We start from the raw sequence: 22,496 nt of genomic DNA, 5'->3' as shown, positions 1-22,496 counted from the left end.
GATATAATAGTAAATATTAATACCTATGAAACCACAGTTAGAAGCCATACCTTTTTCAGAGAATAGTAATATTTTGGCATACAAATATGTGGACAGCCATTTTGATGCGCCTTGGCATGTACACCCACAATGCGAATTAACCTATATCGAAAAGAGTAAAGGCACTAAATTTATTGGTGATTATGTTAGTGGCTATGAACCGGGTGAATTGGTGCTTTTAAATTCTAACTTACCCCATTGTTGGAAAAATGAGAGTTCTGCCGATGCTAAAAGCGTATCCATAGTAATTCAATGGAATAAGGAAATATTCACTTCAATTTCAGAATTGGATGCCCTACATCATATGATGCAACAAGCAAGTAGAGGTATTCTATTTAATGAAGTTGCTACAGCTTCCATATTATCAAACCTAAAATCATTGCCCAATCTCAAAAGTGCAGAACAGTATTTAGTTTTATTATCCATTTTACTGGATCTCTCCAAGGCTGATTTCACCACTTTATCAAATGCAAAATTCACCAAAGAACTACCGTGGGCACATAATAATAGAATGGCTATTATTCATGATTTTGTCTCTGCCAATTACCACACAGCTATAACTTTACAGCAGGTTGCAGCTATGGTCAACCTTTCGCAGCAAGCATTCTCGCGTTTTTTCAAAAAAATGATGGGTAGATCGTTCTTCGTATACCTCAACGAATACCGTATAAATTTAGCTGCGAAAATGCTGATTGATACCGATATGACCGTTGCGGACATCGCCTACAAATGCGGATTTGAAACCCTGCCGTTTTTCTTCAAGAAATTTAAACTACAATATAATATTACTCCCAATTTATACCGTAAACAACACGCCACCGAGAACAAATAATATTTAAGCGCCTGAAATAACTTTTAACTGAGAGTCTGCCGATAATTGCTCAATGGCATCTGTACTTATTTGTGTTTGCCAGATGTACACCTTTTTCAAGTTTGTCATCTTTTTTAATGTCGGTAATACGCTATTGGTAATATTGTTATTATAAATATTCAATGATTCTAAACTATTTAAAGACGCCAAAGGTTGTATGGCGGCATCTGTAATACTTGTATTATCCAAAACCAATTTTCTAAGATTTGTAAAACCTGAAATTTGATTCATTATGGTATCAGACAATTCATTTCCTCCAAAATCCGCCCATAATATTTGATCTTTTACTGGGATTAATGACTGAAAGTGCTCTTCCCATTCACTCATATTCGATGCATTAATTTTATTATCATCTAAAGTAATTTCTACTAGACCAGAACCGTCTATAAGCTCTCTCACCTTAAAACCTGCTGCCGTAATAGTATTTACAACATCCATATTTAAAGGATTAGCCGTTGGCAATACTTCCGAAGAACCTTGACCAACGCCCGCGGCTGCGAAACCTAAAGTCGATGCTGCATATGCCAATACATCTTCAGGCACTTCTGTTGCACCTAAAGTCGCTACTTCATTTGCTTGCCCATGTTCTATCCAAAATTTGATCAAGGCACTTTCTTGTTCCGTTAGTGGGGTTTTACCTTCGGGCGGCATTACATCGTCATGATGTTCTGGCAGGGTAATTCTTCGTATCAACTCTGAGCCTTCAACTTCGCCCGCCGTGAAGATGGCACCGCCATCTCCACCTAAAGCCATGGCTTCAAAAGTATGCATTGCTAAACCGCCTTTCTTTTTAGATTCATTATGGCAGCTTACGCATTTTGCCTCAAATACCGGTTTTACTAAATAAGGATAAACGGTAGCTTCTTCTAACTTTGCCAATTGGGGCAAAGGCTCCTCTTTTTCCCTAAATGGTGCGTATTTTACCAGATAATCTTCCCCGTGGGTTAAATTTCCTCCATAATGTCCTGTTACACTTAATAGAATCACCATTACGGTCAACAAGGCTAAATTTGGTTTTGCTTTTTGTAAGATGGCAATTTTAAGTACACCCGATTTTAATGCCCAGGCAAAAAACGCAAGAAGTGTTGTGCCAATACCGAACCAAAAGTGCCCGTTCAGCATATCTTCGTCATAACCGCCACTTTGCGATAACATATAGCCCAAAATACAAGCAACCGTGCCAGAAATAGCACCGAATAAAAGTGCCAAAGGTACGGCAGCGTTCAGATGCTTCATATTAGTAAAATTATTTGCCAATTCTAAAATTAAGGCAAACATTAAAAACCCTATAGGCAAATGCACCACCAATGGATGAAACCTACCTAAGAACAAAACAAAATCCGATACTTCTTGCATACTACTTTTTGATATTAAACACGCTCTAATTTATAGGGAGCGGAATGGTTTGCATTCCATTGGCAGATGTATAAATTTTTATCTTCATCTACACACACATCATGACCATGTAAAATAGGTTTTTCGTCTAACTGATAGCTCTTTTGTAATATCCCATTTTTATATGCTGGCTCGGTACCACCAGGGTTAGATACCACCTTGTCCCCTTCCATTACGGTCACAAAGCCGGTGTGGTCTTTCCAATTTGTTTTACCAACTTTAGGCTGAGACCAACAAACCCCGGCATATAAATTATCGTCATCAAAAACTGCTCTACATACCTGCATATTAGGCATTTCCACTGTTTTAACATACTTACCATCTAAGGTGTAGTATTTAAAACACTCTTGAGATCTTGATGTTACTACTACCATTGGATTGCCCTTTTCCCTATAATCTATTGCTACCCCATGGGCACTCACCAATTTGTAATTAGGGTCAGGATTCTCGGTTCCGCCCCAATGGCGAATGTACCTTCCATTACTATCATATTGAATAATTCTACTTTCCCCATAACCATCGGCTACATAAATATCACCGTTAGGTCCAATCGCCGTTTCAGTTGGACAAAATGATTCTTCTGATTTGTAGATCCCTATAGTCATTGGGTGACCAATATCGAACAACACCCTACCATCTACAGTAGTCTTGGCTACGCGACCATTATGTTTTATCATTTGATTGCCCTTACCCAAAGCCCAACCAGAATCGGTAATATAGAGCATGTCTTCGCCACCTTCATCGTGCAAAGTCAATCCGTGACCTCCTTGGTATGCCGTGCCCCAATAATCCAATAATTTCCCAGATTTTTCAAAAATCAAAATGTTGTTCTGCGGATGATCGCCTACCATGATCAACCTTCCTTTGCTATCCATAACCATTTCATGGCAGTTTAACAGAGGGATTCTAGTAGCACTAATTTGCGCCCAATTTTTAGTGAGCTTATACTTATAATCGCCATGGCCTAAAATGGTTTCCGTCTCGTTCAATAAACGATCAGTATTCTTTTTGCTACCAATTACAGTGGCTCCAAATGCCGTAGAAGTTGTTGCCAACGCTGTACTTGCCAACCCGGTAGTTTTTATAAAATTTCGTCTTGTGGACATCTTTAATATGTTAGGTTAAAATATCTTTGACCACATGGCCGTGCACATCTGTTAATCTAAATCTTCTTCCTTGATGTTTAAAGGTTAAACGTTCGTGATCAACACCGAACAAATGCAATAAAGTGGCATGAAAATCGTGCACATGTACCGGGTTTTCAGTTACATTGTAACTAAAATCATCGGTCTGGCCATACGTCATTCCTGGTTTTACCCCAGCTCCCGCCATCCACATGGTAAATGCTTTTGGGTGATGATCTCTACCATAATTCTCTTTGGTCAATTGCCCTTGTGAATATACCGTTCTACCAAACTCGCCACCCCAAACAACTAGTGTATCTTCTAACATACCACGTTGCTTTAAATCTTTAATCAATGCCGCTGTGGCCTGATCGGTCTGTTTTGCTTTAAATTTTACTCCGTTAGGGCAACCAATATGTTGATCCCACCCTTGGTGGTATAGTTGAACAAATTTTACTCCCTTCTCCAATAATTTACGTGCCATTAAGCAGTTCGCCGCATAGGTACCAGGATCTTTACTGTCCTTTCCATACATTTCAAATATATGCTCTGGCTCATCTTTAGTGTCCGTAACTTCTGGTATAGAGGTCTGCATGCGGAAAGCCATTTCGTACTGCGCCATGCGCGACTGTATTTCCTTATCTCCATATGCATCATGCTGAATACTGTTTAGCTTACCTAAATAATCTAACATTTGTTTACGATCCTTACCGTCATAATTATCAGGATTATTCAAGTACAATACCGGGTCTTTACCAGAACGAAATTGTACCCCTTGGTGTTCTGTTGGTAAAAAACCATTACCCCACAAACCAGCTTTCAGCGGCTGCCCTGTGCCATTTTTAGATACCAAAGTGATGAAAGTGGGCAAATTCTCATTATCCGATCCCAAACCATAACTTAACCAAGAACCTATTGACGGCCTACCCGGTAATTGATGCCCGGTCTGCATGAACGTTACCGCCGGGGTATGATTTATTTGATCTGTTTGCATTGATTTCACAAAACACAAATCATCCACAATCTCGGCAGTATGTGGCATAAGTTCACTAACCCATGCTCTGGATTCCCCATGTTGTTTGAAATCGAATATAGATGGTGCAACGGGCAGGGTAGATTGGCTACCGCTCATACCCGTAAGGCGCTGACCACCAATGATGGTCTCTGGTAAGTCTTTACCGAACATATCTACCAACCCGGGTTTATAATCAAATAAATCTAGCTGCGATGGTCCTCCACTTTGAAACAAGTAAATTATTCGTTTGGCTTTGGGCAAATGATGGGGCAAACCTAGTTTGTTACGCGTAAAATTATTTACCGAATCGCTAGAATTGCCAATAGCGCCCCATGCCTTATCCGCACCGAGCAAACTGCCCAATGCCAAAGCACCTATGCCTAAAGAAGTTTTCTTTAAAAAATGTCTACGGTCCAATTGTTTTTCAATATCTTGAAAATCCTTATTATTAGAGCGTAATGGATCATGATGGTCGCACATAATGTCTTCTTTTATCGTTTGGTAATAAATGCATCTGAATTAATAATGGTAGATGCTACCACGGCATTAGCTGCTACTAGGGCAATATCATCTGTAAGTGCTATTTTGTATTCCCCAATACTTATCCAGCCCTGTGCTTTTGAATTATTATTTTTAAACTTTTCAAATTCTGTATGCTGCAGATCGGTTAGTATGGTCAATTCTTGTTTCTTGATGGTTCTGCCGGTAAGTTTTTTATACGTTTTTGCTATTCCCTCCTCTATATTTTTATAATCTACCATCTTTTTACCCAGAACCCTTGCCGCTTCAACGAAGGTTGGGTCGTTTAGCAGCACCAACGCTTGTAACGGTGTATTCGTTTCTTGCCTTCTTGTTGTACAAAGATCACGAGACGGTACATCAAAAGTAGAAATGGTAGGATGCGGCACTGCCCTTTTCCAAACCGTGTATATACTTCTTCTATATAGTTCTTCGCCTTGCCCTTGTGCATATTCATCTCCGGTTACCCGCCATAAGCCCGGTGGTTGATACGGGTACACACTCTCCCCTCCAATTTTTTCGTTCAATAAACCTGAAGCAAAAAGCGCATTGTCCCTTAACATTTCACCGGACAGTCTTTTAGACGGTCCTCTGGCCAATAGTCTGTTTTCGCCATCTAGCTCTAACAAATCAGCACTGGCAATACTACTCTGTTGATAAGTATTGGACATCACTATTAGTTTATGCAACGCTTTTACGTCCCAACCAGATTCCATAAACTCTATGGCAAGCCAGTCTAATAATTTGGGATGTGATGGTAGTTCTCCCTGATTTCCAAAATCTTCTACGGTTTTTACGATTCCGGTTCCAAAAAGATGTTGCCAATATCTGTTAACGGTAACTCTAGCTGTTAACGGGTTGTCTTTATCAGTAATCCATTTTGCCAAACCGATCCTATTTTTTTCGAACTTATCGGAAAATGGAAAAATGGCCTCTGGTGTATTAGGAAAAACAGAATCGGTAGGTTGATCGTACTGACCACGATCTAAAAGATACGCTTGCCTTTTTTGCTTGCTCTCTTTCATTACCATAATCTGCTTTACATTATCCGTACTATCTGCAAGTACCAAGCGATTCTTTTCCAATTCCTTAATTGCTTTACTATACTTTTTGGAATTGACGGAGATATAATACTGCTTTAATTCAGATTTTTCATCAGCCGTTAAACTGGCATAAGACTTCTCTTTTAAAGTAGACAAATGTTGTTTATTGGAGATTTGTAACACTTCTATTGGTGTTAGCTCTTTTTCAAAAACAATAAGATTATCTACAACGGCACCTCGTATTCCTTTACCTCTCCAGACCGCACCTACTCGCAAGCCTGGCTCTATAATAGGGCTGTTCTCATATAATTGCAGTCCATGAAAAATAATGTCTTTGTACAGATTATCATACAGCGTTTTGGTTCTTAGTTTTTTACCGTCCATATAAATAGATACACCATCTGCCTTACTGCTGCCGTTATAGGTAAGGGTTAACTGCACCCATTTTTCTTTCGGAATTTCCTCTAAAGATTCTACTACCAAAGCGTTATCTGACCAAACGTGTGCCAATAAAGCCTCTATTTTATTATCTTTTATTTTAAGGTGATAACCTCTGAAACTATGCAATTCAGGACTATTCATTTTATGAAAAATCACTCCGGTTTCAAGGTCTGTCGGTACAAAAACCTCTATGCCAATAGAAAAAGACTCTGCACGTTGGTAAATGCCAATTTTATCTAGATCTAACCAAGTATCGCCATCCATGAACAATCCTTTACCATGACTACCTTCTTTATAAACCGGTTTTTCATTATCTACGAATTGTTGGCGCATACGAATGTTGTTTTTGCCATTACCGCCAATAGTATTTAATAATTTTCCCTGATCAAAATTCATAGCAGCCACTATATTATCAGGTTTTGCCGAAATAGAGATTTCCTTATATTTTTCTTGTTTTAGCCAATCTTCAGCCTTTTCCGCTTCAGTTTTAAAAGTTTCAGTTACTTTTTCCTCTTTTTCACTTACCAAGGTTTCTAAATACGCCAATACTTTTTCTTGCTCATCCGTTGGGATCATCATGGCCGGTACCGGTGTAGCATTATCCCATGATATAAGTCCGGTTTCATCTACATTGTTAAAGAAACTGAACATTTCAAAATAGTTCTTTTGAGAAATCGGGTCATATTTATGATCATGACATTTGGCACATTCCATGGTCAAACCTAAAAAACCCTGACTGGCAACATGAGAGCGATCAGCTACATATTCTATCCTAAATTCTTCGTCGATAATACCACCCTCCATATTTTGTGGATGCAAACGATTAAAGGTAGTTGCCAGTTTTTGTTCTCGCGTTGCGTTAGGTAACATATCCCCTGCCAACTGCCATAATATAAACTGGTCATAAGGCATATTTTCATTGAAAGCCTTTATTACCCAATCTCGGTAAGGCGAAGTGTCTCTATACCTGTCTACACTATAACCATGGGTATCTGCATATCTTGCCAAATCCATCCAGTCTAACGTACGTTGCTCTCCATATTTTTCTGAAGCCAACATACGATCTACCTGTTTTTCAAAGGCATTGGGCGAATTATTGTTTACAAATTCCTCAATATGTTCTAAAGTTGGCTGTAAGCCCGTTAAATCTATAGAAGCTCTACGCAACAAGGTCTCTTTATCTGCCTTTTCAGATAATTTCAAATCATGTGGTACTAATTGTGCGATGACAAAATTATCTATGGGGTTGGCTACCTGCTCTTCATTATTGATTTTGGGAATCTTATGTTTTTCAGGCTTTAAGAATGCCCAGTGGTCTTTATACTCGGCACCATCTTCTATCCACTTTACCAACACCGCCTTTTCTTTATCTGTAAGCGTTAAATGAGAATCTGGAGAAGGCATTATTAAATTAGGATCTGTAGTCATTATTCTATGGAACATTTCACTTTTACCCAATTTACCGGGCACTATAGCAAAATTTCCTGGATTCTCAGATAATTCGGAATAGGCCGTCTCTGCCGAGTGCAATTGCAGACCACCCTTTATATTACCGGCATCCGGTCCATGACATAGGTAACATTTATCTGAAAGAATAGGTTTCACATGCTGATTAAAATCTAATGTTTTCGGCAATGCTTCATACTCCAAAGCTACTTCTTCTGGCAACTCGGGTCCGCCACAAGAGGCTACCAATACTACTATTGGCAAAAGGAAAAATCGTTTTAACATGTGCATTTATTTCTGTTGTTTTCAGTTTAGTCAAATCTATAAGAAGAGTAACGGCCGTACAATACCAAAAAAAGGCTAAAATATGTACATTTCCGACATACGAGTTTATTCTAAAATCTGCGTTCTTTTCTTGACCGTAATCGGTTAGCTTCAGAATCTTTGAAAAACTTTTCTTTTTCAGAATTCCACTGCAAAGGCCTATTCAATTTATATGCAATGTTGGATAAATGACATATACTGGCACTTCTATGTCCTGTTTCCACATCGCAAATAGGTGTACCTCCATTTTTGATAGCATCTAACCAGTTACTGTAGTGATTTTCAGAACGAATTAGTTTTTCATTCAAGGATGTATAATCGGTATCTAACAAGCTAGCTGGTGTTGTTTCAAAATATCCTCTACTGATATCCATTTGACCATCAGTACCAAAGAAACGCACACCCCAGCCCTTGCCAAAATCTTTATGCTCAACCTCTATACCATTTGCATAATATATTTTTAAACCTCTCACTGCAGTTGGGTCTGCTGGAGGCACTAGTTCTACTGGTCCCGTATGATCCATTCCCAAAGCCCATTGCACGATATCGAACATATGTGCGCCCCAATCAGATAGTATACCGCCACCCGTTTCTTCAAACAAACGCCAGTCTGGCCAAAACTTTACATCATTGTTCGAGGGTGCCAGTCTATGATTATAATTTAGCAGTGGCGCAGGACCACACCAATTGTTCCAATTAATTTCACTTGGCATGGCTTCTTCGCTTAAATCATATGCCTTTGCAGGATCACCTACATTTACCTCTACACGCTTTATTTCTCCCAGATAACCATTTCTAACCAGTTCGCATGCTTTTCTAAAACTATCCCAAGACCGCTGCATGCTACCAACCTGTAATACTTTACCTGAACGTTCTACCGCTTTCACCATATTTCTTCCTTCCTTAATATTATGGGAAAGTGGTTTTTCGCAATAAACATCTTTATTTGCTTTTAAGCTATCCATTACATGTTTAGCATGCCAATGATCTGGTGAAGCTATTACTACGGCATCTATTTTCGAATTCTCTAATAATTCGTTATAATCTAAGTAAGTATCTACCGTATTTTTTCTAGTCGATTCAAATATCTTCAAATGACTATCGGACACATGATTTACAAACCATTTGTTCTTTGTAGTCCACACATCTGAACATGCTATAATTTCCGCATTGTTCTTTATAAAATTCTTAGCCAACCCTCTACTTTGTTTTCCCAATCCGATAAATCCTAAATTTATTTTATCGCTAGGTGCTACAAACCCTTTCCCCAATACATGTCTAGGAATAATGGTAACTGCCCCGGCAGCTAAAGCTGTTCTCGTAATAAAATTTCTTCTTGATAGTTGTATATTATTTTTGTTCAATTCCGACTTTTTCACCACCTTAGAGTTCGTATTATCTTTTTTCATCTGTTATATAATTGGTTGTATCTAAAGTTAAATTACTTGTATCAAGAGCTCTTATACATATATTCTTTTAAGTACAACAAATGTTTTTATTATGCTAGAACTGATACAATCGCTTAAAATAAGTCTGTTACATACAGGCTACGCCAAACTGGGCAAAGAATGGAATTTTGATAATGTCATTAGTCCGTTTACCCGCTTATTTTATGTAACCAAGGGTTCTGCCACCGTTTATCATAACAACAAAACCTACACCTTAAAGCAAGGGTATATGTACCTTATTCCCAGTTATGTATACAATACGTATAGATGTGAAGATTATCATGAACAGTTCTACATTAGTTTTTTTGAGGAAATAAGAACGGGATTATCCATTTACAATTTAAGATCCTTTATTTACGAAGTACCCATTAATGAGGGCGATCATTTATTTTTTAAGCGTTTAACGAACATGTACCCAAAAAGAAACATCGTAAACAGTGATCCTAAAGCGTACTTGCATAAACCACAAGAACTTTTACGATTTAATAAAGACAATGCCCAGATGAAGACACAACGCTATCTAGAAACCCAAGGTATATTGACCATATTACTTTCTCGCTTTATTAAAAATGAGCCCGCCAATAACTCTAACATCTCATCTTACGGAAGGTTAGATGATGTTCTATTTTACATTGCCGAACATTTAGACCAGGTACTAGAGGTGCAAGATTTAGCAAAAAGATACCACATGAGTGCCGATCATTTTTCTAGACTATTTTTGCAACAGTTTGCAATGAGGCCTTTAAAATATATACAGACCAAAAGAATTGAACGTGCACAATTATTGCTCTGGACCACCAATGATACATTAGAGGAGATTTCACATAAAATAGGAATGGAAAATTTATCCTATTTCTCTAGAACTTTCAAAAAAATAACGGGAGTTACCCCTGGAAAATATCGCAAAAACCAAACTTCTACTCTCTAATAATCATTTGTGGTACTGTTTTGATCACTTGTTGCATTAATGACCACAGCACTTAATTTAGGTGCTGGGTATTTACTTTATCTTGAATCATAATTAAATACACTTTGTAATTATGAATTTAAAGCGCGTTACCCTTCTACTTTTTTTTGCTTTTTTAGGTTATTCAACAAATGCCCAAAAAGCTTTTCCTTTTCATCTGCCCAAAGAGAAACCCGATCAGCCATTGAGCCTTGCCATGCAACGGAATTATGATCAATATTTAGCTCCACGCCCAGAAGATAACGAACTTTATTCTCAATTTAAATACACCGAGTTAAAGGGATTTGATTATAATAATGGCGACGGTACTATTTCTAGAAGAGACCCTTCTAAAGTTATATTCCACAATGGTAAATATTACGTTTGGTACACATACCGACACACTAGTACTCCGCCGCAAGGTGCTGACAAAAGCAACGATACCATACCTTCTAGCGACTGGGATCTTGCCGAAATCTGGTATGCTACCAGTGAAGATGGAATAACTTGGGAAGAACAGGGCGTAGCTATAAAGAGACCTGAAAAACCCCAAGTAGGATGGCGCTCTGTTTCAACGACGGACATCTTGGTTTACAAAGGCAAATACTACCTTTACTATCAAGGTTTTATGGAGGCAAGTGGAAAAAGAGGTGATGACTGCCCCGTTGCTGTTTCGTATGCCGATTCTCCTGACGGACCTTGGACAGCCCACAACGAAATTGTAATTCCTAATGGGGATAAAGGTGCATGGGACCAATTTTCTATTCACGACCCATACCCGCTGGTTTATAACGATAAAATATATTTATACTATAAGTCCGATTTTGATGGAGACCCTAAGTTGGTGCGCATGCAAGGTTTGGCTACCGCAGACAACCCGCTTGGTCCGTTTACCAAAAGCCCCTTAAATCCGGTATTGAATTCTGGGCACGAAACCACATTATTCCCATTTAAAGAAGGTATTGCCGCATTGGTAATCAAAGACGGTAACGAACATTTTACCATTCAATATGCGCCCGATGGTGTTAACTTTTCTATTGCAGCCATTACCAACTCTTTAATGCCAATTGCTGGCGGACCATATATTCCAGATGCCTTCACAAACACTGATTATGGCAAAGGTATTACCTGGGGAATATCTCATGCCATTACAGCGGGCAGCAAAGGCAAACAGTATTCTATTTTAATGCGATTTGACTGCGACTTAAGTTTAGAGATCGATGATCAAGAAATGAAAACCCATTCTAATATTTGGCATTACAAACCAAGTGATTTTTATAAACTAGGATTAAGCAAAAAGCAGCAACAGCGTATTGAAGCTCAAAATAAAGCTGTTAAGGAAAAATAAGATGCTATTAAAACCTACCATCATGAAATGCGCTATCATATTTAAGTATCTATTATTATCTCTAGGCTGTTTGTTTATAAACTACTCAGTCGCCCAAGATTCAAAAACCAATATCAACTATCAACTTGAAGGAGAGCTTAAAAAATGGCATAAGGTTACCATAGTATATGACGGTCCGCATTCATCTGAGCAGGCAGAAATTAACCCTTTTACCAATTACAGATTCAATGTTCGCTTTACACATAAGGCTACCAATAAAACTTACCTAGTACCAGGATATTTTGCTGCTGATGGAAATGCCGGTGAGACTTCTGCCACTGCAGGAAATAAATGGAAAGTGCATTTTGCGCCCGATGAAATTGGTGAATGGGGTTTTAAAGTGGATTTTAGAAAAGGAAATTGGAGTGCTATAAGTGATAAAGAAGATACAGGAGTAAGTGCAGCATTTATGGATGGCCATACAGGTAGTTTCACTATTGCCCCAACCGATAAAAAAGGGATAGACTTTAGAGCAAAAGGTAGATTGCAATATGTTGGTGAGCGTTATTTGAAATTTGCTGAAACCAACGAATACTTCTTAAAACAAGGCGCAGATGCTCCTGAAAACTTTTTAGCTTATACAGATTTCGATGGTACTTTTCACAACGATGGTCATGGCGATAAATTGGTAAAGACATGGTCTCCACATATTCAAGATTGGAAGACTACTGACCCGGTTTGGAAGGGTGATAAGGGAAAAGGAATGATTGGGGCGCTTAATTACTTATCTAACAAAGGTCTAAATGCCTTTTCTTTTTTGACCAATAACATTAAGGGTGATGATAAAAATGTATTTCCATATGTTGATTACAATACTTGGGACCGCATGGATGTATCAAAATTAGACCAATGGGAAATTGTTTTTAGTCATGCACAAAAAATTGGACTGTTTTTACATTTTAAAACCTTAGAGGTAGAAAACCAAGGTCTGTTGGATAATGGCGGAGTTGGTGCCAATAGCAAGTTATACTACCGAGAATTAATTGCACGCTTTGGACATCACTTAGCTCTAAACTGGAATCTTTGCGAAGAAAACGGTGAGTGGGTAAAAAACCCTACAACCCCACCACAAGATACTATGCAGCGCCTGGCAATGGCGCATTATTTTAAAACTCACGACCCCTACCATCATCACTTGGTCATTCATAATGGGAAAAAATTCGATGATTTACTAGGAGCCGAATCTGGTATTACAGGACCATCCGTTCAAACCCATAGAGCCGATTTTGGTAGTATACATAAAGAAGTATTACATTGGTTAGCCGCTTCAAAAAAAGCGGGCAAGCAATGGGCGGTAGCTGTAGATGAACCGGGTGACGCACAATACTCCCTCTTACCTGATAACGAAAACCCAGATCATGACCTGGCAAGAAGAAACGGACTCTGGGGAACACTAATGGCAGGTGGCTGGGGCAACGAATGGTATTTTGGATACAAACATGAACATTCTGACCTTACCTGCGAAGACTACCGTTCTCGAGATTTATTTTGGAATCAAGCCCACAATGCCTTGCAGTTTTTTGAAGAAAATAATCTTTCTTATTGGGAAATGGAGAACCATAACCAGCTGGTTGGTAATTCAGAGAACAAAAACACAGTTTACTGCCTAGCAAAACCCAATGATTCTTATATCATTTACTTGAATAGCGTAGGCTCTACAGTTTTAGACCTAAGTGCATCAAACAATACTTATAAGGTGCAATGGTACAACCCAAAAACAGGTGGAAAGCTAAAAACTTCGAAAATCAAAAAGGTATCGGGCGGTCAAAAAGCGGACTTAGGCAAAGCTCCAAACAACAAACAAAAAGATTGGGTAATTCTTCTTACTAGAGCATAACTACGCTGTCAAAAATTGATTTTAACCCCTCATTAGTTCTTCATGTTGAAATTTTGAGGATTTATTATTTATACCAGAAACTATCACAATCATTTCATTTCAAACTAAAATCCTGTTTCCCTATTTTGGATTTTCACATTAGACGCATCCACGTAGCCGCTGTTTTCAAAATTGACCACATCAAATCAAAAAAAAAAACGCATTTAATACTAGAATTAATTGATAATCAACTAATACAAATGGTTTTAACTAATTAACCATTTATTACCAAATGAATAAAATAGCTACTTAATTAATAACAAAAACCATATGTAATGGTCTCTAAATCATTTGTTCCTTAAAAAATCAACATTTTTTTAAATATTGCGGTAACTGAAAATGAACAAACTATGCGAGTAAAACAAATTAACTCAAAAACACTTTGGTTCTTATTATTATACTTTATAGTAAGCATCAATTTAATGTATGCCCAAGACATAATTGTCAAAGGTAATGTAAGCGATGAATCAGGTCCGTTGCCTGGAGTATCGGTTATCGTCAAAGGTACTACCACTGGTGTAGCTTCAGATTTTGATGGTAATTATGAAATTAACGCCAGTACTAATGATGTTCTTGTTTTTACCTATTTGGGTTATAAAACAAAAGAATTGGCTATTAATGGTAGAACAAACCTTAATGTAGAATTGAACACTGACGTCTCTGCATTAGACGAGGTGGTCATCATAGGTTATGGTAGTTCTAAAAGAAAAGATTTAACAGGTTCTATTGTTTCTGTAAAAGGAGAGGATTTAGATAAAGTGGCACCTGTTTCGTTCGAGGGTGGTCTTGCAGCTAGGGCATCTGGTGTACAAGTTGTACAATCTGGTGGTGAGCCAGGTTCTGGTTTTAATATTAGAATTAGAGGTGGTAGCTCAATTACAGCAAGTAACGACCCACTTTATGTAATAGATGGTTTTGCATTACAAGGTAATACCGCTAGTACTTCAGTAGGTATCGGTAATTCATCTACTAGTCCGCTTTCAACCATTGATCCTAGCTCTATCGAATCTATCGAAGTGCTAAAAGATGCATCGGCAACTGCGATTTATGGTTCTAGAGGCGCAAACGGTGTAATTATCATTACTACAAAGCAAGGAAAGAAAGGTAGGGCTTCTCTTAATTTCGAAACATTTACAGGTGTATCTACCTTAGCGAGACCATTGGATCTAATGACCGGTCAAGAGTACGTCGATTTCTGGAACGATTATTTCCCATGGAATCCAGAAGCGGAAGACACCTACACCAGAGCATTTAGATATGATGATGGCACACCATTGGATTTAAGCGATTCAAGAGTGCTCGTAACAGACTGGCAAAAAGAAATTACAAGACCAGCGATTACCAAGAGCTATAAGGTGTCTATGAGTGGTGGTGGTGACAAGAACACCTATTCAGCTTCTTTCTCATACCTTAATCAAGAGGGGATCGTAAAAACATCAGATTTTGAAAGATACAACGGTAACCTTAATATCAATCAAAATATCAGCGACAAATTAAAAGCCGGTATGAACCTTAATTTAGGTATCAATAAAAATAACGGTATCGTTAATGCAGCCAATGAAAATGGTAATGGTAGAAATGGTATTATTACCAGTGCCATACTCTTTACCCCGGTACAAGGTATCAACAGATATGATGATGCCGAATATGATGAAAACGGTCGTATAATCTCGGTTAGAGATGGCGATATTACCAATCCTTTGGCTACGCTTGAGTTCAACCAAAATAAAAGAACTGCCTTTCAATCTTTTGGTAGTGTATTTCTTCAGTATACCTTGGCAGACGGACTAACTTTTAAATCTTCCGTTAGAGGTAATATTTCATCAGCTAAAGGAACAGCTTACTTTTCTGAAAAAATTAGCTGGGGTAGAACAGCCAACGGTAGAGCATTCGTTAACAATAATATTGGTACCGGTATCATAACAGAACAAAATTTAAATTTCAATAAAACATACGGTGACCATAACTTAAACGCTACGGCGGTATATGAAGAACAACAGAATACATTTGAATTCAACAATTCGGCAGCAACCGGTTTTGATCTCCCTGGCGTAAATCTAGACAACCTAGGTTCTGCCACGGAGACCTTACCAAACTCCTCTGGGTTTACAAAAACAGCTTTACAATCATATTTGGCAAGAATCCAATATGGCTACAAAGGTAAATACACGTTAAATGCCAGTGCACGTTATGATGGTTCATCTAGATTTGCAGAGGGTAAAAAATTCGGATTTTTTCCTTCTGTTGGTGTTGCTTGGAACATAGCAAATGAAAATTTCCTTAAAGACAACAATACTTTAAATCGCTTTAGAATTAAGGCTAGTATTGGAGAAACAGGAAACACCGCAATTGGATCTTACCGTTCTTTTGCACAGGCAGGTGTTGCCAGCGCAATTTTAAACGGAAGCCAATTGGTAACCGGGGCAGCTATTCAACAATTGGCCAACGAAGAACTTACTTGGGAAACTACCCAACAGTTTGATGCCGGTCTTTCTGTAGGTATGTTCAATGATAGAATCTCTTTAGAAGCGGATTATTATCGTAAAGAAACTTCTGATCTTTTATTAGAAGTTCCATTACCATCAACATCCGGATTTAAAACCGTATTTAAAAACTTAGGAAAAGTTGAGAATAAGGGTCTTGAATTCGCTTTGAACACTGTAAATTTTGACAATGAGAACTTTGGATGGACCACTAACTTTAATATCAGTTTCAATGACAATCAAGTATTGGATTTGGGTGATGCCGACCAGTTTTTAGTGAGGTCTATAGGTGACAACCAAATACAAGATGACTATATCGTAAAAGTTGGAGAATCATTAGGTTCTATGTATGGTCTTGAAGTCGATGGCATTTATAATTATAGTGACTTTGCCGCCTTTGATGGTTTATCAAATGAAGAAGCTGCCGCTAAAGTTAGACAAGATGCAGAAGATCAAGGTCTGCTTTGGTACGATGTAGTTTACGAGCTTAAAGAAGGTACGGTGCTGTCTTCTGGACAACCAGACAATACCCAATACAGACCAGGGATGCCAAAATTTGCAGATCAATTGACCGTTGACACCAATGGTGATGGCATACCTGATGAGGCAGATGGTATTGTAAATTCAGATGATCGTAAAATTATAGGTAACGCATTGCCAAAGCACTTTGGTGGTTTCACAAATAATTTTAGATATAAAAATCTAGACCTATCCGTTATTACACAATGGTCTTATGGTAATGACATATATCTTAAAAGTCTTAACAAAGGTACAGCACAGGCAATTCCTTTTTTAAATAAATATGGCAGAGTAGCCAACCGCTGGACACCTGAAACTCCTGATACCGATATTCCTTCTATTTGGGGAAATGGTGATGCAGGTATTAATGGATCGGCTTATTCATCATTTATTGAAGATGGATCTTATTTTAGAATAAGCAATGTTACCCTAGGTTACGAATTGCCGAACAGGGTCAAAAATACGATAGGTCTTAAAAGTTGTAGAGTTTATGCAGCAGTAGACAACTTACACGTATTTACCAAATACTCGGGTTATGATCCAGATGTAAGTGTTGGTAACAATCAACTTACACCAGGGCTAGATGCAGATTCCTACCCAAGATCAAGAACGATAAGATTAGGTGTAAGTGTGGGATTCTAATTTAAAGAACAAAAAAATTAAAAGATGAAAAAAACAAAATTTTACGGATTAATGACCTTAGCGGCAGGTTTGCTATTGGTAGCTTCGTGTGATGATGATATATTAATTGAATCACCTAGCAACTTTCTAACTCCAAATGCTTTACTGGTAGATGCTAAAGGTGCAGAAACTTATTTAATAGGAGCATATGATGCTGTACAACCCATAGTATCTTCTGGCGGTAACGGTAAAGACGGTTGGGCCATACATTGGGGTACCATTGCCGCAGACGAAGTAGTGTCGCCACCATGGGCAGGTAATAGAAAATTTATTTATCAGCATCAATTAACACCTTCTAACGGTGTTGTGCGCTCTGTATGGGAAAATTTATATGTTGCCTTGAACAGAATTAACAGTACAATTGATCGTATTGGCGCTATGACAGAAGATCAAATCGATAATGACACTAAAAATAAATATGTTTCCGAAGCAAAATTCTTAAGATCCATGGTATTATTTTCATTAGTTTCTAGCTATGAAAATATTCCACTACTTACCAGTGAAACTAAAGACTTAGAATCTGTTGAGGTCAGTCAGGCCACGCCAGAGGAAACTTATAATTTTATTGTACAAGATCTACAAGAGGCCGCTTCCTTTTTACCAAATGAGCAAGGCGGCGGACGCGCAACCTTGGGTGCCGCAAAAGCACTTTTGGGAAAAGTTTACCTTCAAATGAGCGGTTTTCCATTAAACCAGACCGATAAACTGGCTAGTGCAGAAACGGTATTAAAAGAAGTTATGGACAGTGGAGTTTACGATTTACTACCAAATTATAGAGAGGTTTTTGACCTTAATAACGAGCAAAGTGTAGAGATGGTGTATTCTATTGGTATGGACGGACCTGCTCGTAGCGAAGGGGGTTTATTAAGTACTTTTTACGGACCTAACGGTAATGTTAATAATGGCGGTGGCTGGGGTACTTGCTTCATCAACCATTCTTTTGAGGCTTCTTTTGATAGGGAAGATGTTAGACTATATAATAATATTGCCAAGCATAACGCAAATCAATCTACACCAGAACAAGGATTTTCTGATCCTGAATCGCGTACCGTACCCATGAATAACTGGAGAGGATGGAAATGGCACGCAGAAAAGCCGAACAGCTACCCTAATGACACACCGTTTGACAATCCTTATATTAGATATGCAGATGTACTTTTAATGTATGCCGAAGCTCGTAACGGCCAAGGTAAATTGACGCAAGCCGATCTAGACATGACCGTTAACAGATTAAGAGCCAGAGCTAGAATGACACCAGATGCGGTACCAGACATGGTAGTTGGCTCACAAGATGAGATTGCCACCGCGCTTTTAGACGAGCGTAGAAAAGAATTGTGCTTTGAAGGATGGAGACGTAACGATCTTATTCGTTTTGGCGTTTACCTTGAATCTATATCGGGCATTACACAAGGCGGACCAAATGCCGGTGATCCAGGACCTGAATTTCAAGATTTTGAAATTAGGTGGCCTATTCCACAATCAGAATTGGACATTAACCCGAACCTTGTTCAAAACCCGGGTTATTAATGCAATACCTTAAATAACTAAATAAATAAGCCTATTCAATTTTAATGAATAGGCTTTTATGCTAATTAACCTCATATGCTCATTAATCGTTTCTTTTCTAAAAACTTACTTTCCATTAGTCTAACTACTTGCCTTTTGTTGGTTGGTTGTGAACAAAAAGATGCAGAAAAAGAAATCACTAACAAAACAAAAACACCTTTATTTAAACTAATAGAACCCGAAGAATCCGGTATTCAATTCAATAACAAGATTGAAGAAAATTACGATAATTTTTTCGCCATTTTTAACTACGTATACAATGGCGCAGGTGTAGCAGTTGCAGATATCAATAATGATGGATTATCCGATATCTATTTTACCGCCAATGAAGCTCCTGATAAATTATACCTCAACAAAGGTGATTTCACATTTGAAGACATTACAACGTCAGCAAATTTGACCAAACAAGATAGTTGGCATAACGGTGTAGTTATGGCAGATGTAAATGCAGACGGCTTAACAGATATCTATGTCTGTAGGGGTGGTTGGCAAGATACACCACAGGAAAGAAGCAATCTTTTATACATAAATCAAGGGGACAACACTTTTAAAGAATCTGCCGCTGACTTCGGATTGGCAGACGAAGGGTTTTCGGTAATGGCATCCTTTTTTGATATGGATAACGATAATGACTTGGACCTCTACCTTACCAATCGACCAGAACATTTTTTTCTCAACTACCAGCAGGTTTTAGCCGGTAAGGCCGATGAAAATGATTTCTATAGAGACAAACTCTATATCAATAATAACGGAAAATTTGAAGAAGTAGGCAAACAAAAAGGTATTACTAGCAATTTTGGTTACGGACTAGGATTAGTTACTTCTGATGTGGATAAAGACGGACAAGTAGATCTCTTTGTTGCCAATGATTATCTAGAACGAGATTATTTATATATGAACCAAGGCAATGGTTCTTTTAACGAGCAATTAAAATCGAGATTTAATCATATACCGTTTTACGCCATGGGTGTAGATATAGCAGATTTAGATAATGATGGCTGGGAAGATATTATTCAATTAGAAATGATGCCAGAGGACTATGAACGATCTAAAACCACGATGGCAGATATGAATACACAGCTGTTCAATAGCATGAAAAACAATGGTTTTCATTATCAGTATATGCACAACATGCTTCAAAAAAACCGTGGTAATGGTTTTTTTAGTGATGTATCGCAGTATTCGGGCATTGCAAAAACAGATTGGAGCTGGGCTTGTTTGGCAAGTGACTTCGATAATGACGGTCTAAGGGATATTTTCATTACAAACGGATTCAAAAGAGATATTTGGGATAAAGATGCTACCATAAAATTTAGGCAATATATGCAGAGTGCCGAAGCATCTAAACGAACCAATGAAGAAAATACACAGCATATTATTTCGCTTTTTAAACAGAACAAAATTTCGAACTACCTCTATAAAAATGAAGGCGATTTAAAATTCACGAATATGAGCAAAGCTTGGGGCTTAGATCAACAAAGCTTTTCTAATGGTGCCGCTACTGCAGATTTAGATAATGACGGCGATTTGGATTTAATCGTGAATAACGTTGATGATCCTGCCTTTATTTATGAAAACCTTAGCAATTCTAAAGATAACGGATATCTTAAAATAAAGCTCAACGGTCCCGCAACAAACAAGGATGGTTTAGGAGCAAAAATCACACTAAAAACCAACGACAGCATACAGTTTCATGAATTCAAAACTGTTCGTGGCTATCTTTCTTCGGTAGAACCAATTATACATTTCGGGCTTGGAAAAACGACCAAAATAGACTCCCTAACCATTGCCTGGCCAGACGGCAAAGAGCAGCAACTGCATGATATCGCTACCAATAGAACAATTATCGTCGATTATAAAGATGCCTTACAGGCTTTAGAAAAGTCTACGATCAAAGAAACCCTATTTGTAGATGCAACCAGCACTTCTTTCTCATCGGTCTACAAACACCAAGAAAATGAATTTGATGATTTTAGAATTCAGGTATTACTGCCTCACAAACTTTCTAACGAAGGACCTTGTATTGCCGTTGGTGATATTAACAATGATGGTTTAGAAGACTTTTATGTTGGTGGAGCATCTGGCAGTTCAGGTGCTATTTATTATCAAACTGCTAAAGAATCCTTTGTAAAAAAAGACAATGCCATTTTATCTGGTGACGCAAAATATGAAGATGTTGATGCCGTATTTTTCGATGTAGATAATGATCAAGATCTTGATCTTTATGTGGTAAGCGGTGGTAATGAATTTTCCCAAAACTCTCCTTTTCTTCAAGATCGACTCTACCTCAACGATGGTAAGGGTAATTTCACTACGAAAAAAGAGCTGATTATAAGTGCAGAAAGTGGTGGTTGCGTACTGCCTTTTGATATTGATAATGATGGTGACCTAGACCTTTTTGTTGGCGGTAGGCTGGTTCCTGCAAAATATCCAAAAGCTCCAAGAAGTATTATTCTAAAAAATGAAAATGGAAACTTTACCGATGCTACAGCAGAGTTGGCTCCTGAACTGGAGTTTATTGGCATGGTAACAGATGCCACATACTCGGATATTGATGGTGATAATAATAAAGAACTTATCGTAGTTGGTGAATGGATGCCTATTTCAGTATTTAAAAACAGTAATGGCAATCTTGTAAATGAAACGCACTCCTACGGTTTAGACAAAACTAATGGTTGGTACAATACGGTTACCTCCGTAGACATTGACCAAGATGGCAGTAATGAACTTTTAGTTGGTAATCTTGGAATAAACTACAAGTTTACGGCAAGCGAAAAGAAACCATTTAAGGTCTACGCTAGTGATTTTGACCAAAACGGTACAAATGATATTTTTCTAGCGAAAGACTACAAAGGTAGACAAGTACCTATAAGGGGTCTACAATGTAGCTCGGAGCAATTACCAGGATTGGATCGAAAATTTAAAACCTTCACTCAATTTTCAAAATCTAACCTTAGGGAAATTATTGGGGAAGGTATTGATAATGCGCTTCAACTAAATGCCTATGAATTCGCAAGTGTTCTTGTAAATTTTGAAAATGGAAATGCAAAACTAGCCCCACTTCCCTACCCTGCTCAGTTCTCAAGTGTAAATGGTTTTATTACAGGCGATTTTAATGCGGACGGACTTACGGATATCGCATTAGCTGGAAATAAATTCGAATCTGAAATTGAGACTACAAGAGCAGATGCTTCTGTCGGGTTAGTATTATTAGGCACAAAAGAAGGAAATTTTAAACCTCAAAACCGTTTGTCTAGCGGATTCTTTGCCCCTAAAAACGTAAAAGCATTAAAATCAATTACACTGGCCAACGGAAAAACAGGGATCCTGGTAGGCAATAATAATGACGAGATACAACTATTCAAAAATTGAT

At 38.0% G+C, this 22,496-nt stretch carries 12 protein-coding genes; 7 read left to right on the top strand and 5 right to left on the bottom strand.

The features are described 5' to 3' along the window. Positions 1 to 25: 25 nt before the first annotated feature. Positions 26 to 871: an AraC family transcriptional regulator gene (locus SJY30_RS01910; protein ID WP_396633933.1), complete on the top strand. Its 846-nt coding sequence runs from the start codon at positions 26 to 28 to the stop codon at positions 869 to 871. A gap of 3 nt (positions 872 to 874) precedes the next feature. Here the strand turns inward: SJY30_RS01910 and SJY30_RS01905 are convergent, their stop codons facing one another. From SJY30_RS01905 to SJY30_RS01885, 5 genes are all read right to left on the bottom strand, one after another. Further along, the gene (locus SJY30_RS01905; protein WP_396633932.1) at positions 875 to 2,266 is read right to left on the bottom strand and encodes a c-type cytochrome domain-containing protein; all 1,392 of its coding nucleotides are present in this window, start codon (positions 2,264 to 2,266) and stop codon (positions 875 to 877) included. A 14-nt stretch (positions 2,267 to 2,280) separates the two neighbouring features. Then, a complete protein-coding gene (locus SJY30_RS01900) occupies positions 2,281 to 3,411 on the bottom strand; it encodes a 6-bladed beta-propeller (protein ID WP_396633931.1) in 1,131 nt (376 codons plus the stop codon). A 10-nt stretch (positions 3,412 to 3,421) separates the two neighbouring features. Then, positions 3,422 to 4,924 carry a DUF1501 domain-containing protein gene (locus SJY30_RS01895; RefSeq protein WP_396633930.1) on the bottom strand — a complete coding sequence of 501 codons (1,503 nt, stop codon included), beginning with the start codon at positions 4,922 to 4,924 and terminating at the stop codon, positions 3,422 to 3,424. 11 nt (positions 4,925 to 4,935) lie between these two features. After that, a complete protein-coding gene (locus tag SJY30_RS01890) occupies positions 4,936 to 8,157 on the bottom strand; it encodes a PSD1 and planctomycete cytochrome C domain-containing protein (protein WP_396633929.1) in 3,222 nt (1,073 codons plus the stop codon). Between the two features lie 131 nt (positions 8,158 to 8,288). Next, a complete protein-coding gene (locus SJY30_RS01885; RefSeq protein ID WP_396633928.1) occupies positions 8,289 to 9,626 on the bottom strand; it encodes a Gfo/Idh/MocA family protein in 1,338 nt (445 codons plus the stop codon). A gap of 91 nt (positions 9,627 to 9,717) precedes the next feature. On the opposite strand from SJY30_RS01885, the gene SJY30_RS01880 reads away from it, so the two are divergent. From SJY30_RS01880 to SJY30_RS01855, 6 genes are all read left to right on the top strand, one after another. Beyond that, positions 9,718 to 10,593, top strand: coding sequence for a helix-turn-helix domain-containing protein (locus SJY30_RS01880; RefSeq protein WP_396633927.1), 876 nt, complete (start codon positions 9,718 to 9,720; stop codon positions 10,591 to 10,593). A gap of 112 nt (positions 10,594 to 10,705) precedes the next feature. Next, the gene (locus SJY30_RS01875) at positions 10,706 to 11,959 is read left to right on the top strand and encodes a glycoside hydrolase family 117 protein (protein ID WP_396633926.1); all 1,254 of its coding nucleotides are present in this window, start codon (positions 10,706 to 10,708) and stop codon (positions 11,957 to 11,959) included. A gap of 22 nt (positions 11,960 to 11,981) precedes the next feature. Then, positions 11,982 to 13,835 (top strand): DUF5060 domain-containing protein, encoded by a 1,854-nt coding sequence (locus SJY30_RS01870; RefSeq protein ID WP_396633925.1) that lies wholly within the window; start codon positions 11,982 to 11,984, stop codon positions 13,833 to 13,835. A 389-nt stretch (positions 13,836 to 14,224) separates the two neighbouring features. Continuing rightward, positions 14,225 to 17,518: a SusC/RagA family TonB-linked outer membrane protein gene (locus tag SJY30_RS01865; RefSeq protein ID WP_396633924.1), complete on the top strand. Its 3,294-nt coding sequence runs from the start codon at positions 14,225 to 14,227 to the stop codon at positions 17,516 to 17,518. Between the two features lie 24 nt (positions 17,519 to 17,542). Beyond that, positions 17,543 to 19,084 (top strand): RagB/SusD family nutrient uptake outer membrane protein, encoded by a 1,542-nt coding sequence (locus SJY30_RS01860; RefSeq protein ID WP_396633923.1) that lies wholly within the window; start codon positions 17,543 to 17,545, stop codon positions 19,082 to 19,084. Between the two features lie 75 nt (positions 19,085 to 19,159). Beyond that, on the top strand, positions 19,160 to 22,495 hold the full coding sequence (locus SJY30_RS01855) for a VCBS repeat-containing protein (RefSeq protein WP_396633922.1): 3,336 nt from the start codon (positions 19,160 to 19,162) through the stop codon (positions 22,493 to 22,495). Position 22,496: the final 1 nt, after the last annotated feature.

Origin of the sequence: Maribacter sp. R86514, assembly GCF_044597005.1 — a bacterium.
GTDB lineage: Bacteria > Bacteroidota > Bacteroidia > Flavobacteriales > Flavobacteriaceae > Maribacter.
Note: the sequence above shows the minus strand (reverse complement) of the source record. Positions and strands in the feature narration are given on the sequence as shown.

What these genes read in the sequence shown, in the direction of transcription:
- SJY30_RS01910 (WP_396633933.1), top strand. Translation starts at nt 26, where the DNA reads ATGAAACCACAGTTAGAAGCCATACCTTTTTCAGAGAATAGTAATATT.
- SJY30_RS01905 (WP_396633932.1), bottom strand. Translation starts at nt 2,266, where the DNA reads ATGCAAGAAGTATCGGATTTTGTTTTGTTCTTAGGTAGGTTTCATCCA.
- SJY30_RS01900 (WP_396633931.1), bottom strand. Translation starts at nt 3,411, where the DNA reads ATGTCCACAAGACGAAATTTTATAAAAACTACCGGGTTGGCAAGTACA.
- SJY30_RS01895 (WP_396633930.1), bottom strand. Translation starts at nt 4,924, where the DNA reads ATGTGCGACCATCATGATCCATTACGCTCTAATAATAAGGATTTTCAA.
- SJY30_RS01885 (WP_396633928.1), bottom strand. Translation starts at nt 9,626, where the DNA reads ATGAAAAAAGATAATACGAACTCTAAGGTGGTGAAAAAGTCGGAATTG.
- SJY30_RS01880 (WP_396633927.1), top strand. Translation starts at nt 9,718, where the DNA reads ATGCTAGAACTGATACAATCGCTTAAAATAAGTCTGTTACATACAGGC.
- SJY30_RS01875 (WP_396633926.1), top strand. Translation starts at nt 10,706, where the DNA reads ATGAATTTAAAGCGCGTTACCCTTCTACTTTTTTTTGCTTTTTTAGGT.
- SJY30_RS01870 (WP_396633925.1), top strand. Translation starts at nt 11,982, where the DNA reads ATGAAATGCGCTATCATATTTAAGTATCTATTATTATCTCTAGGCTGT.
- SJY30_RS01865 (WP_396633924.1), top strand. Translation starts at nt 14,225, where the DNA reads ATGCGAGTAAAACAAATTAACTCAAAAACACTTTGGTTCTTATTATTA.
- SJY30_RS01860 (WP_396633923.1), top strand. Translation starts at nt 17,543, where the DNA reads ATGAAAAAAACAAAATTTTACGGATTAATGACCTTAGCGGCAGGTTTG.
- SJY30_RS01855 (WP_396633922.1), top strand. Translation starts at nt 19,160, where the DNA reads ATGCTCATTAATCGTTTCTTTTCTAAAAACTTACTTTCCATTAGTCTA.